Source organism: Cupriavidus sp. 01L46, assembly GCF_056399905.1.
The window spans coordinates 1-12,614 of sequence record NZ_JBFTSF010000188.1; the positions used below are offsets into that span (position 1 = coordinate 1).

12 protein-coding genes and 1 pseudogene are annotated in these 12,614 nt (G+C 64.4%); 7 read left to right on the forward strand and 6 right to left on the reverse strand.

The window, feature by feature from the left end; all coding sequences use genetic code 11:
• A pseudogene (locus AC1DS3_RS26190) lies at positions 1-500 on the reverse strand (hypothetical protein); the annotation flags it as partial.
• A gap of 420 nt (positions 501-920) precedes the next feature.
• On the opposite strand from AC1DS3_RS26190, the gene AC1DS3_RS26195 reads away from it, so the two are divergent.
• The gene (locus AC1DS3_RS26195; protein ID WP_441635945.1) at positions 921-1,949 is read left to right on the forward strand and encodes an SGNH/GDSL hydrolase family protein; all 1,029 of its coding nucleotides are present in this window, start codon (positions 921-923) and stop codon (positions 1,947-1,949) included.
• Between the two features lie 265 nt (positions 1,950-2,214).
• On the opposite strand, the gene AC1DS3_RS26200 is transcribed toward AC1DS3_RS26195, so the two are convergent.
• Complete coding sequence (locus AC1DS3_RS26200) at positions 2,215-2,406, reverse strand: DUF3562 domain-containing protein (protein ID WP_441635943.1); 192 nt, start codon at positions 2,404-2,406, stop codon at positions 2,215-2,217.
• A gap of 425 nt (positions 2,407-2,831) precedes the next feature.
• On the opposite strand from AC1DS3_RS26200, the gene AC1DS3_RS26205 reads away from it, so the two are divergent.
• A complete protein-coding gene (locus tag AC1DS3_RS26205) occupies positions 2,832-3,596 on the forward strand; it encodes a CDP-diacylglycerol diphosphatase (protein WP_441635941.1) in 765 nt (254 codons plus the stop codon).
• Positions 3,597-3,685: 89 nt separating this feature from the next.
• Positions 3,686-3,940: a hypothetical protein gene (locus AC1DS3_RS26210; RefSeq protein WP_441635940.1), complete on the forward strand. Its 255-nt coding sequence runs from the start codon at positions 3,686-3,688 to the stop codon at positions 3,938-3,940.
• Between the two features lie 76 nt (positions 3,941-4,016).
• Here AC1DS3_RS26210 and pstS read toward each other — a convergent pair whose 3' ends face one another.
• From pstS to AC1DS3_RS26225, 3 genes are all read right to left on the reverse strand, one after another.
• Positions 4,017-5,084, reverse strand: coding sequence for a phosphate ABC transporter substrate-binding protein PstS (gene pstS, locus AC1DS3_RS26215; RefSeq protein WP_441635938.1), 1,068 nt, complete (start codon positions 5,082-5,084; stop codon positions 4,017-4,019).
• Positions 5,085-5,436: 352 nt separating this feature from the next.
• Positions 5,437-6,255 carry an alpha/beta hydrolase gene (locus tag AC1DS3_RS26220; RefSeq protein ID WP_477128258.1) on the reverse strand — a complete coding sequence of 273 codons (819 nt, stop codon included), beginning with the start codon at positions 6,253-6,255 and terminating at the stop codon, positions 5,437-5,439.
• A gap of 138 nt (positions 6,256-6,393) precedes the next feature.
• The gene (locus AC1DS3_RS26225) at positions 6,394-7,053 is read right to left on the reverse strand and encodes a helix-turn-helix transcriptional regulator (protein ID WP_441635934.1); all 660 of its coding nucleotides are present in this window, start codon (positions 7,051-7,053) and stop codon (positions 6,394-6,396) included.
• 127 nt (positions 7,054-7,180) lie between these two features.
• Here AC1DS3_RS26225 and AC1DS3_RS26230 point away from each other — a divergent pair, with 127 nt between their 5' ends.
• Positions 7,181-7,645 carry a RidA family protein gene (locus AC1DS3_RS26230; RefSeq protein WP_441635932.1) on the forward strand — a complete coding sequence of 155 codons (465 nt, stop codon included), beginning with the start codon at positions 7,181-7,183 and terminating at the stop codon, positions 7,643-7,645.
• A 33-nt stretch (positions 7,646-7,678) separates the two neighbouring features.
• Here AC1DS3_RS26230 and AC1DS3_RS26235 read toward each other — a convergent pair whose 3' ends face one another.
• Positions 7,679-8,635: a LysR family transcriptional regulator gene (locus AC1DS3_RS26235; protein WP_477109198.1), complete on the reverse strand. Its 957-nt coding sequence runs from the start codon at positions 8,633-8,635 to the stop codon at positions 7,679-7,681.
• 295 nt (positions 8,636-8,930) lie between these two features.
• Here AC1DS3_RS26235 and AC1DS3_RS26240 point away from each other — a divergent pair, with 295 nt between their 5' ends.
• The 3 genes from AC1DS3_RS26240 to AC1DS3_RS26250 all read left to right on the forward strand — a co-directional run.
• Positions 8,931-9,851 carry an alpha/beta hydrolase gene (locus tag AC1DS3_RS26240; RefSeq protein WP_477128259.1) on the forward strand — a complete coding sequence of 307 codons (921 nt, stop codon included), beginning with the start codon at positions 8,931-8,933 and terminating at the stop codon, positions 9,849-9,851.
• A gap of 143 nt (positions 9,852-9,994) precedes the next feature.
• Positions 9,995-11,266 (forward strand): efflux RND transporter periplasmic adaptor subunit, encoded by a 1,272-nt coding sequence (locus AC1DS3_RS26245; RefSeq protein WP_441635926.1) that lies wholly within the window; start codon positions 9,995-9,997, stop codon positions 11,264-11,266.
• A gap of 231 nt (positions 11,267-11,497) precedes the next feature.
• The coding region (locus AC1DS3_RS26250; RefSeq protein WP_477128260.1) for an efflux RND transporter permease subunit at positions 11,498-12,614 on the forward strand (1,117 nt) is incomplete at its 3' end.

Below are 12,614 nucleotides of genomic sequence, written 5' to 3' on the forward strand. Positions count from 1 at the left end.
GCGTTGTTTCCTTCGAGAGATCGAGCGCGCTGCCTGATGAGGGTGCTGATCACCTTGAAGCCTGAATGGATGGGCGATTGTTCCGCACCCTGCTTGCTTGGCGCGGCAAGAACACCTTCCCAGTCTTCATCAGACGCCGCGGGGCGCGGGAACTCGCGTGTCTCAGACCAGCGGATCCAGGCACGCGAGTACGCGTTCCATGCGCTTGGGTCGGCGTTCGAGGCCAGTGCTTCGGCTTGTTCTGGTGACAGCGTACGGATCTGCGAGAGCAAATCGACCACGCTGTCCCCGTGTGGCCCAAACAATGCCGCGCCCGGTATCTCTTCGACCAACTCCAGGGCCGTTGCACGCCAGTATCCTGGTTGTGCAACTAAGCCCGACATATCCCCCAGTGCTTTGACGCGTACACGCCAGAGCCGGCCGGGCCAATGGCTACCGACGATGACGGTGGAAAGTGATTGCTCCACGATTATCCAGGGAGGGGCAGCGGCGGCAAGCATCACCTCGTTGCCATCTCTTCGCAGGGCTGGGCTGCTATCAGGGGAGTCATACCAGAAACCCTCGGGACTAGGCGAAGGGCGATGGAACGGGAGCTTCATAGATAAGGTTCTCAATGCAATCGCTCGTCAGTATATAGGCCAGGGAACAGATTTCAGGGTGGCGGCGCGTCGTCGTCGTCGGCAGTCCGTGCGGCGTACTCTGGCTAACGAAAACTGAGCGCTTCGAGTGAAGCGTCCTTCAACGAATGCCCACCATGTCTGGCACCGTACCGGCTGCACGGCCAGTCCCTGTCACTATAATCAATGGGTCATGCTGCATCGCGCAGAGACCTTCGCTTGCCCGGCTACTGATGGGATGCAGGCTGGCGATCAGCCCGCCACGTGAGGGCGGTTTCCCGGCCAACCTACGGGGGACAAACCATGCAAGCAAGCCTTGATAAGGTGCGTACCGCAATTCTCGCCGTGATGATTTCACTGATTGCCGCATGCGGCGGGGATGGAGGCGGAGGCGGCTCGGGTAATGGCAGTGGCGCGGCTACCCCGCCGGGCGGCATTGATCTGCAAGTTGTCTCGTTCGGCGACAGCCTGTCGGACGTCGGGACCTATGCGCCGATCGCTAGCGCGGTCGGCGGGGGGCGGTTCACAACGAATCCCGGACAAGTGTGGACTCAGGATGTGGCGCAATATTACGGCGATACRCTAAGCGCCGCGTTTACGATCGACATCACGCATCAGTTGAGTACGCAAAACGGCCTAGGCTACGCGGAGGGCGGCGCCACGGTGGCAACGCCGGCAAATCTGAACAATTTTCTTACCGACGTGATCGGCAACATCGAAATGCCCGTCAACCAGCAGGTTTCGAGCTATTTGTCCGCACACGGGAGCTTCAACGCCAATCAGCTGGTGCTGGTCTGGGGCGGCTCGAACGACGTGCTTCGCGCCGGGGCGCTGCCAGCCGCGGCGCAGACCGTGCAGACGGCGGCAACCACCCTGGCTCAAGTTGTCGGACAGATCATCCAGAACGGCGCCACGCACGTCGTCGTGGTCAATGTCCCAAATGTCGGACTATCGCCCAAAGGCATCGCCGCGTCCGACGGCGGGGCAAACCTGACCCAGCTATCGCAGATCTTCAACAACAGCTTGAACGCTGCCTTGCAGGCCGATGGCCTGCAAGGCAAGGTCATCCAGATCGATTCTTATACATGGGAGAACCAGATCATCGCGAGCTTTCAGGCCAATGGCTTCGTCGTGTCAAACACCGGCGCCGCCTGCGACCCGGCAAAAACGCCTCACGACACGGCCTTGCTGTGCTCGCCGGCTACCTACGTGACGGCCAATGCCGATCAGACATACATGTTCGCCGACGACCTTCATCCGGCGACACGTCTGCATACACTGTTTGCCCAGTTCGTGGAGCAGCAGATCGCCAAGAGTGGTCTTGGTCACTGAGCCTTGGAAATTGATGACTCGTCAGCGGAATCGTCGGGTTCCGGCACGTGCGATTTTTGTCCGTGTCCGTGTCGTGTTACGCGGGCAAATGGAAGACATCGCACAAGGTGGCGTTTGGCACGCAAGAGGTCGGTGGTCTTAGGCGTGCCGTTTCATCACCCTCTAGTTCAGGTGTGGCGAGCGCCAACGATGACTGTTGCCTCTTCGGCTGCTAACAGTAGCGCGGCGGCGCAGCCGATGGCGGAACAGGTGGGGATGGTAGCGCTTACGATTGCTGTTGTTTCCGAAGCGCCTCCATCACGCGCCTGGCGGCAAACAGTGGCAGGTAGTCGTGAACCTTGGCGCCGTCCTGAAGCTCGTGCCAGGCGGCGAGATACGCGCGCTCCACTTCCTCCACCGGGACTTTCAAGGCTTCGGATATCCTGGCGATCATCGAGGACTGTGATTCGGTTCTCATATTGCCTGTCACCCGGCGGAAAGAGGCGGTGCATGATGCGGCGCTGTGCTGTCGCCTGTCGCCTGTTGCGTGCGGGCGGGCGGAAGGGATTGATTAGTCACCCGCCTGACAATCGGTGGGACGTTTTTTTAGTATAGGAATGCCGCGTCGCTAAACCCGCCATCGGCTTGCCATATTTGTCCTGCACAATGCGGGCTATGCCGACTCAGGTKGATAAGTTCTGAATGCCAACACCCACGACTGCCGCAGGCCTGGATCGTCGTAGCGAGTCGGTTGGCCTCTCCCTTGCTTTGTGGTCTCGCCGTGCATCCAAGAATGCCGGGGACGCTGGGGATGGGGTGCGCTTTGCTTGCTTGTTCGCGGGGTGCGGAGCCATCAGGTTGATGGCTCTTTTTGTTTTTGGTGCCACGGCGCGGCGATTGGCCATGCTGCTGGTGCTATGCATGGCGACGAGTGCCTGGGCCGATGCGGACATCGGGTTTCTTGCGATGTTTGCCAAGGACGGGTTGTGGCGTAACGTGCAGGCTCGCTGCCTGGCGCCCGGCGCGCCGCATCACCCCGATTGCGTGGTGGTGGATCGTGAAAAAGGCTTGGTGCTCTACAAGGATGCCATCGGCCGCTCGCATTTTCTCGTCATTCCGGATCATCGCGTGACTGGCGTGGAAGAGCGTGGCGTGTGGGAGGACGGCGGGCAGAACCCGTGGGCATTCGGCTGGGACGTCAGGCAGTTTGTCGGGCAGGCACGCGGGCGGCCGTTGCCCGATGGCATCCTGGGGCTGGCGATCAATGCCAAGGCGGCACGCAGCCAGGAGCAGATGCATATCCATCTGGACTGCATCAGCCGGGATGCCAGGGACTTTGTCGCCGGCGCGAGTGCGCGTATCGGGACCACCTGGACGGCCCTGCGGTTCATGGGCAAGCCGGTACTGGCTGTGTTCGTGCCTTCGCCGGGAGCGGCGCTGTCCGTCAATCCATTCCTGCTTATCAAGCATCGTCTTGGCGAGGTGGCGTCGGTCGTGCCGGACCGGGGCGTGTTTGTCACCTATGTGGCGGATGCCGCGGGCACGAGCGGCTTTGTCATCGTGGACCAGCCAGTCGATCGTGAGGCTGGCAGCAATGGACACGCCAGCGATTTCCTGGATCGCCAGTGCAAACTGGCGCAGGAAGACGCGCCAGCGGCGCTCGAGTAACCTCGGCTTCGCGGCTGTCAATCCGGGGTTGCGCTCGCGCAAGCCGTTGCTAGAATGAATGTCCCCGTTCAGCATGCAGGAGTGCAGCCATGGCAACGTATCAGCGCGGCGATTTGTTCCTCGTCACTTCTGTTGAGGAATTGCCCTGGGGGCGTTACAGAGGGTTTGTGACCATGATGGAGGGCACGCAGACGCAAGCCTCATCACGGCACACTTGCCCCATGTGCAGGGACAATCCGCTCCAGGCCCATGAGGACGCCGACGCCGATGTCGAGTACGCCTACAGGCACTATCTCTCGGAGCATATTGACTGGAGCGCCCACGCCGGCGATACGGAGCACTGAGCCGAAACCGGGAAACCGCTGCAGCGCAGGGCTTCCCGAACGCACTGCCCGCGCTACCCGCACTCGCTGCTCGCACTCACTTCAGGTTCTCTCCCCAGTAGGCTTCGATCTGCTTGACCAGCACAGGCGGCAGCGCCACGTAGTGTTCCGCCGCGGCATCGGCCTGCCCGTCATTCAATGCCCAACGGAAGAACGCGAGCGCGGCTTTGGCGCTGGCGGGATCCTTCGGGGCCTTTGGCATGATCACGAACACGGCGCCGGTAATTGGCCACGCCTGCGTGCCGGGCGCGTCCGTGATGACCTGATAGAAGTCGGGGTGCTGGCTCCAGTCCGCTGACGCCACCGCGGCGCTGAAGCTCTCCCGCGCGGGCTCGACAAACGAGCCCTCCCGGTTTCGCACGGCGGTGTAGGGCAGCTTGCGTTGCAGCGCGTAAGTCAGCTCGACATAGCCGATCGCCCCTTTGACATTCTTGATGTAGGTGGCCACGCCCTCGTTGCCGCTGGCACCGACACCTGCCGGCCATTTGACGGTAGTGCCCGAGCCCACGCTGCCTTTCCATTCGTCGCTGACCTTGGACAGGTAGTCGGCCCAGTTGAAKGTTGTGCCGGAGCTGTCGCTGCGGTGAACGACCAGGATCTTTTGATTGGGGAAGTGGATGCCGGGGTTGATCGCGCTGATGCCTGGGTCATCCCAGTTGGCGATCTTGCCCAGGTAAATATCCGCCAGCAGTTGGCCGGTAAGGCGGATCTGGCCTGCGGCCACGCCATCCAGGTTGACAATCGGCACCACGCCACCGACAACCAGCGGAAACTGGACCAGCCCCGCGGCGCGCAATTCATCTGGCTTGAGCGGCATGTCCGAGGCGCCAAACGTGACATTGGCGGCCTTGATCTGCCGGATGCCGTTGCCCGAGCCGGTGGGCTGGTAGTTCACTTCCAGGCCGGTCTTGGTGTAGTAGGTGGCCGCCCATTTCACCAGCAGGGGATAGACGAAGGTGGAGCCGGCGCCGGTGATATCGCCCGCGTGCGCGGACAGCGCAATGCCGGCGGGCAGGCTGGTAAGCAGACAGGTAAGCAGGCAGGTAAGCAGGCAGGTGCGCGTGGCGCTGCGCTTCACGTTTTGCCAAATGAGGGTCGGAGTCATTTTGCAACCTCCCGGGCATGTCAGTGAACGGCGCACGTATTGCATCTACTGCACGGACTGCATGTAACGCACCGACGGCATGGTCCGCCGGGGAGGTCACATGCTTATCCTAGCACTCGCTGCGTTGTTACCGGCAAGGCGTTTTGCAAGCGCGACGGAGGGGCGCAACGGTGCGTCATCGCGCTGTCATGATGTTGTCGCCGGGTTGTCATGATGGCTTGCCGAGTCCCTAGAGCCTAGAGGCCATTTCCAAAAGATGCTGGCGTCGTTGCGCGGCCTTGGCCGATCCACTTGTACTGTCTGCGGCCGCCCGCCTGGCCAGAACCGCTTCGCTTCATGTTGAAACAGCCTCTTACTTTTCCGCTATCCACCCCGCCACGGCTTTCACCACTTGCGGCTCGATCCCGTTKAACCCGTGATAGGACATGGCCTCGCACGGGTCTCCCACGCTGTTGCCGCCGGCAAAGTGGATCAGTCCGGCCTTGGGGGTCTTGGCCAGCTTGTCCATCAGTCCTTGCACCTCGTTGTATGGGCACTGCTTGCAGCCATCCTGTTCGTGATGGACCACAAGCACGGGTATCTTGAGTTTGTCGAGGGCCATCGCCGGCACCTGATGGCCGCGATCGTCGCGCAGGATGGTGGCGGTCAGCACGATGCCATCGGGGCCGCCATCGTCCGCCAGCCGGATCGCGGTGGACGCCACCGACTGGGTGCCGCGGCTGGTGCCGACCAGCCAGACGGGCAGGTGGGTGTGGCTGCGCATCCAGGCGATCACGGCCTTGGTGTCTTCGGCATGCTCGGCGGACAGGCGAAAACCGCTCAGGTAGGGCCAGGACAGCCGGTCGCTCGGCGCATCGATGACGGCAACCGCGAGGCCGTTGTCGACGAAGAGCTGGCGGGAGCGCACCAGGAAATTGCCGGCGCCCCAGGCAAGGCTGCCGTTGGGGTAGATACTCAGGCCACCATGCGCGCCTGCGTAGAGGATCACCGCCGCCGTGGGCTGTGCGGGCGCCAGATACAGGAAGCGCTGCGTCACGCCTGGGCGGGTCGGGATGTCAACCACCTGTGGCGCGGTTTGTGCGCGTGCGGCCAGGGTGCCGAGCAGCAGCGTGAGGCAGAGCGTGGCCTGGCGCAGCCATCGCGGCGGCGTGTTTGCTTGGCGGCAAGGCATGGGTTGTCTCTCCGGGGTTCGATCTGGCTGGCGGGCACGGCGCCCGTGGCTGCGCAGCAAGATAGCACCGGCGGCGAGGATGACCAATCCACGCTAACCCCGGCTTCGCCGTCTATGCCTCCGATCCCACCGATCCACCTATGCCACGGCGCTGACCCGATACACGCAGCGCCGCGCGTTGCTCAGCAAATGCTCTTCGCGCGTGACGGTCGCTTGCGCGCCAACGACCTCCTGGAAGATCCGCAGCTCGGCCCGGCAGAACCCCTGGCAGGTCTGGGCAGCGGCGCAGATCGGGCAATGGTCTTCGATCAGCAGCCAGTCCTTGCCGTCTTGCTCAAGGCGCGCCATGTAGCCTTCGGCCTGGCGCAGCGCGGCGAGCGTGGCCAGCCGCTGCTGCAACTCGCCCTGGCCGGCGACCGCCGCGAGATATTGCGCGCGGGTTTCCGACTCGCGCTGGCCGATCAGCTTGTCCATGCCTTCTTCGCCGAACAACTGCCGCACCGATCCGATCAGCTGGATGGTGAGTTGCGCGTGGGTATCGGGAAAGCGGCCGTGCCCGCTGGCGGTGAGGGTCCAGTCCTGGCGCGGCCGGCCTGCGCCGCTGGCGTTTTGCTGGCGGCCCTCGATCAGCCCGGCGGCGAGCAGCTTCTGCACCTGCTGGCGCGCGGCCTCGGCGGTGCCGCCCAGCGCCTGGGCGATCTGCGTGGTCGATGCCGCGCCCTTGGTCTTCAGCAGGAACAGGATGCGATCACCCGGAGACCCTGTAGGGTTATCCAAGTTATTGTTTGCATAATTCATGGGCGCGTCCTAATATCCAAAAACTGTCTTGGATATTAGGGCAGGCGGGCGGCAAAGTCGAGCCTGTCCTGCATCTGGCCAAGCCGATCAACGCTGTCTCAACGCTGAATATCAAGGAAATCGTCCCATGCAAGCCGCTCGTACGCAACACGCATCGCGTCAGCTCACCATGCTCAATCCGCTTGGTCTCTATGATCCCAGCGCCAACGGTTACTCCCATGTGGCGATGGTCGCGCCCGGTGCGGGCCTGGTCTGCGTGGCCGGGCAGGGTGGGGAGCGCGCTGACGGCAGCCTGCCTGACAGTTTCGAGGCGCAGGTGCGCCAGGCCTTCGACAACCTGGGCGTGGCGCTAGCCGCCGCGGGCGCGCAACTGCGCCATGTGGCCAAGCTGACCGTGCTGGTGGTGGATCACGACGAGGCACGCCTGGGCGTGCTGGCGGCGGCGGTGGAGCGGGCCTGGGGCGATGCGCCCAAGCCGGCGTGCACCTTGATTCCGGTGCCGCGGCTGGCGCTGGACGGGATGTTGTTTGAGGTGGAGGCGCTGGCCGTGGCGGAGGGCACAACGTCCTCCGCGTCCTCCGCTGCGGTGTAGCCGGTGCCAGTGCGCGGCACGCCGGTGTTGGGCTCAGGCCGCCAGCTTGGGTTGGCGGGACGGCTGAGGCTGTCCCGCCTGGGTCTCGCCAAACTGCGGATGGCGCGCGAACAGCTCGGCCACCCAGCTGACGAACACGCGCACCTTGGCCGACAGGTGGCGGTTCTGCGGGTACATCGCGGCGATCGGCAACGAGTCCGTGGGCCAGTCGGGCAGTACTTCAACCAGCCGGCCGCTTTCCACATAGGGCAGCGCCATGGCCCGCGAGATGCGGGCGATGCCGTGGCTTTCCAGCGCGCAGCTCAGGTAGACGTCGCCATCGTTGGTGGAAATGGACGAGGGCAGCAGCATTTCCGTGCGCTGCTCGCCTTGCCCGAGCGGCCACGGTATTTCGCGGCCGGTGCGGTTGGACAGGTAGTTCACGGCCCGGTGTTGCACCAGCTCGCTGGGCTGGGTAGGTGTGCCGTTGCGCTTGAGATAAACCGGCGAGGCGTAGAGCCCCAGCCGCAGCTCGCCGATGCGGCGCGCCACCATGGTGTCGTCCACCGGGTCGCCCACGCGCAGCACCACGTCCACGCCTTCCTTGAGCAGATCGATGGGCTTGCCGTTGATGGTGAGTTCCATCTTGAGCTCGGGGTAGGCGGCAAAAAACTCATGCAGCTTGGGGATCAGCACGAGCCGCGCCAGCCCGGCGGTGGTGTCCACGCACAGCGTGCCGCGCGGCGTGTTGTTCTGGTGGGTGAGGGATTGCTCGGCCTCTTCCACATCCGCCAGGATTCGCACGCAGCGCTCGTAATAGGCGGCGCCGTCGGTGGTCACGCTGATGCGCCGGGTGGTCCGGTGCAGCAGCTTCACGCCAAGATGGGTTTCCAGGTTCTGGATCAACCGGGTGAGGGTGGCCTTGGGCAGGTCCATGGCCTCGGCCGCGCGCGCAAAGCTGCCGACATCCACCACGCGGGTGAAAGCCTGCATTGATACGAGACGATCCATGTTCACTCCCCTGGGTAAGGAAACAAGCGGGCCTGGCTGGCGGGGCAGGCACCCGGGTGGGGTGCGGCCCGGCGTGGCCCATGACGGCTTGCGCGGCTGCGGAAGTGCGGGAGTGGATCACAAAATGGATGACCTTGCACAGCGAAGGGTTTCCCGGGCGCCACATGCCCGATTATTTCACCGGGGAAACAGTGCATTGGTAAAGCCTCGCTTTATCCCACCTTCATCAACCACCATAATTCGGTGCATCGCAATATGCAATGGATGCGTCGCCCTCGCGCCGCACGTCACCGACATGTCGCCCTCGCAATCGAAAGCCGCAGCAGCCTTAACCGCCGAACTGGCCGAGGGGCGCGTGACCGAGCACACGGTGGAGAGTTGCGGGCGCACTATCACGGTGCACCTGAACTACCCGCCGGGCTATCCGGAGGGCAAGGCCGCACCGTTGCTGCCGTGGCTGATCTACCTCCATGCGGGCGGCTTTGTGGAAGGCAGCCCGGAGAAATCCCAGCGCCTGGCGCGCTCGCTGGCCGCGACCATGCCTGCGGTGGTGGTCACCCCGGCGTATTCGCTGGCCCCCGATTTTCCGTTCCCGGCGGCGCCGGAGGACGTGTTTCATACCGCCGAATGGGTGCTGCGCCATGCGCGCCGCCTGAAGGTGGACAAGCTGCGCTTTGCGCTGGTGGGCGAAGAGGCGGGCGGCAACCTGGCGATCGCGCTGTCGCAGATGCTGCGCGACCGCGGCTTGCCCGAGCCGCGCGCGCAGTGGCTGATCCGCCCGGTCACCGACCCGTGCCTGCAGCACGCCTCGTGCTCGGTCGGGCAGGGCGGGCGCAGCGTGCCGCTGGAAATGCTCCAGCGTCTGGCGGGCTACTACCGCGATTACCTGCCGACCCCGGCCGCCAGCGTGCATCCCTACGCGGCCCCGGCGCTGTCCTCGCGGCTGGCAGGCCTGCCGCCCACCTTTGTGCAGGTGGCAGAAGAAGATGCATTGCGCGCCGAAGGCGAAGCCTTCGTCAGCCGCCTGCAGACGGCCAGTGTGCCGGCGCAGGTCCAGATCATGCCCGGTGCCTGTGGCGCCGGCGTGGAAGTGTCCCACGACCGATGTCAGGTGTGGATAAACGAAGGCGCGCGCTACCTGCAAGGCTATCTTGCCGGCGGCGACGACGCCTCACCCAAGGCCGAACGCCAGACAGGAGCCAGCCCGCCCGGCTGATCCGGCGTTACCAATAAGCCAAGCCGGACTGCGACAAGCAGGCGTACCGGGCGCGCTCCTTTTGCGCGCTCCGGCGGGGGCGTTCGTCCTATTTTTGCTTTCCAGTTGAAGAAAACCCGCAGACGGAATACGGAGTCAAGAACATGAATCAGCAAACTCGACGCACCATGATTGCCCTGGCCATCGTCGCAGTGCTCGGCGCTGGCCTGGCCACCTCGATCTTCAAGCCCTGGCACGCCGGCGAGGCGCAGGCCGTGCCTGGCCCGGCAGCACCGACCACCGTGGACGTGGCAGCGGCCCTTGGCAAGACCATCACCGAATGGGATGAGTTCTCCGGCCGCCTGGAAGCGGTGGACCGGGTTGAGATTCGCGCCCGCGTTGGCGGCACCATCGATGCCGTGCACTTCCGTGAAGGCGCGCTGGTGAAGAAGGGCGATCCGCTGTTTACCATCGACCCGCGTCCTTATGCCGCGGAGGTAGCGCGTGCGGAAGCTGCGCTGGCCGCCGCGCAAGTGCGTGCCGGCCACGCGCAGACCGAACTGGCCCGCGCGCAGCGCCTGGTGCAGGACAACGCGGTATCGCGCCGCGAGTTCGATGAGCGCGACAACGGTTCGCGGGAAGCCATCGCCAATGTGCGTGCCGCGCAGGCCTCGCTGGATGCGGCTCGCCTTAACCTGACCTATACGCGCATCACCGCGCCGGTCAGCGGGCGCGTATCGCGCGCCGAGATCACGGTGGGCAACCTGGTGGCGGCCGGTGCCGGCACGCCGGTGCTGACCACGGTGGTGTCGGTCTCGCCGGTGTATGCCAGCTTCGAGCTCGATGAGCAGACCTACCTGCGTTATACGGCGGAGAAGACGTCCGGAGCGTCCGGTGGCGAAGGTGGCCAGTCAAAGCTCCCGGTGTTCCTGGGCCTGGCCAACGACGAGGACTATCCGCGCGAGGGCCGTATCCAGTCGCTGGATAACCGGCTCGACACCAAGAGCGGCACCATCCGCGTGCGCGCCGTGTTCGACAACCCGGACGGCCGCCTGCTGCCGGGGCTGTATGCGCGCATCAAGCTCGGCGGCGGCTCGCCGCACCCGGTGGTGCTGATCAACGACCGCGCCATCGGCACCGACCAGGGCAAGAAGTTTGTGCTGGTGCTGGACGGCGCCAACAAGCTGGCCTATCGCGAAGTCACGCTTGGGCCCTCGTATGAAGGGCTGCGTGTGATCCGCCAGGGTTTGAAGGCCGACGAGAAGATCGTGGTCAATGGCCTGCAGCGCGTGCGCCCCGGCATCACGGTCGCGCCCAAGCCGGTCGATATGGCATTCAAACGCGAACTGGATCAACGCGGCGAATCGGCTGACCGCAAGCAAGCGGCCACGGAGAAAACCACGGATAAGGCGGCCGACGGAAAGCCGGTGACCTGAGCCGATCCGGCATGAACCGCCTGAGCTGAATCCGCCAAGGGTTTGCTCCCCTCTCCCGCATGGCGGAAGAGGGGCAGGGGCAGGGGGAGAGGGCGGGCGCATCCACCGTGCGCCGGCTTTGACAGTACCTCTCCCCCGAGGCCAAGCCATTTTTTAGCTTCCCCGCTCCACATGGCGCCTGCCATTCAGGCCGCCAGGGGGAGCCCTTTCGCCAAGACTGCCGAGACTGAGATGAATCTCTCGAAATTCTTTATCGACCGGCCTATCTTTGCCGGCGTGCTATCGGTGCTGATCTTCCTGATCGGCGCCATCTCGATGTTCAAGCTGCCCATCTCGGAGTATCCCGAGGTGGTGCCGCCGTCCGTGGTGGTGCGCGCGCAGTATCCGGGCGCCAACCCCAAGGTGATTGCCGCTACCGTGGCGTCTCCGCTGGAGGAGCAGATCAACGGCGTCGAAGACATGCTCTACATGTCGTCGCAAGCCAATAGCGATGGCCTGCTGACGCTGACCGTCACGTTCAAGCTCGGCACGGATCCGGACAAGGCCCAGCAGCTCGTGCAGAACCGCGTGGCGCAGGCCGAGCCGCGCCTGCCGGAGGACGTGCGCCGCCTGGGCATCACCACCGTGAAAAGCTCGCCCGACCTGACCATGGTGGTCCACCTGGTCTCGCCGAACGACCGCTACGACATGACCTACCTGCGCAACTACGCGGTGATCAACGTCAAGGACCGCCTGGCGCGGATCCAGGGCGTGGGCCAGGTGCAGCTGTTCGGCTCGGGCGACTATTCCATGCGCGTGTGGCTGAACCCCGAGAAGATGGCCGAGCGCAAGCTGGTGGCCGCCGACGTGGTCAAGGCGATCCGCGAGCAGAACGTGCAGGTGGCCGCCGGCGTGATCGGCGCCTCGCCCGCGCTGCCGGGCGCTGACCTGCAGCTCTCGGTAAACGCGCAGGGCCGCTTGGAAACCGTGGAGGCCTTCGGCGATATCATCGTGGCGACCTCGCCCGATGGCGGCGTGACCTACCTGAAGGACGTGTCCCGCATCGAGCTGGGCGCGTCGGAGTACGCGCTGCGCTCGCTGCTGGACAACAAGTCCGCGGTGGCCATTCCGATCTTCCAGGCTCCTGGCTCCAACGCCATCCAGATCTCGGACGACGTGCGCAAGACCATGGAGGAGCTCAAGCAGAACTTCCCCGATGGCGTGGACTACAGCATCGTCTATGACCCGACGCAGTTCGTGCGCCATAGCATCGAGGCCGTGACCCACACGTTGTTCGAAGCCATCGCGCTGGTGGTGCTGGTGGTGATCCTGTTCCTGCAGACGTGGCGCGCCTCGGTGATTCCGCTGC

Coding starts and splice junctions, on each gene's coding strand:
- AC1DS3_RS26200 (WP_441635943.1), bottom strand. CDS start 2,406: ATGAGAACCGAATCACAGTCCTCGATGATCGCCAGGATATCCGAAGCC.
- AC1DS3_RS26205 (WP_441635941.1), top strand. CDS start 2,832: ATGCTGCTGGTGCTATGCATGGCGACGAGTGCCTGGGCCGATGCGGAC.
- AC1DS3_RS26210 (WP_441635940.1), top strand. CDS start 3,686: ATGGCAACGTATCAGCGCGGCGATTTGTTCCTCGTCACTTCTGTTGAG.
- AC1DS3_RS26225 (WP_441635934.1), bottom strand. CDS start 7,053: ATGAATTATGCAAACAATAACTTGGATAACCCTACAGGGTCTCCGGGT.
- AC1DS3_RS26230 (WP_441635932.1), top strand. CDS start 7,181: ATGCAAGCCGCTCGTACGCAACACGCATCGCGTCAGCTCACCATGCTC.
- AC1DS3_RS26235 (WP_477109198.1), bottom strand. CDS start 8,635: ATGGATCGTCTCGTATCAATGCAGGCTTTCACCCGCGTGGTGGATGTC.
- AC1DS3_RS26240 (WP_477128259.1), top strand. CDS start 8,931: ATGTCGCCCTCGCAATCGAAAGCCGCAGCAGCCTTAACCGCCGAACTG.
- AC1DS3_RS26245 (WP_441635926.1), top strand. CDS start 9,995: ATGAATCAGCAAACTCGACGCACCATGATTGCCCTGGCCATCGTCGCA.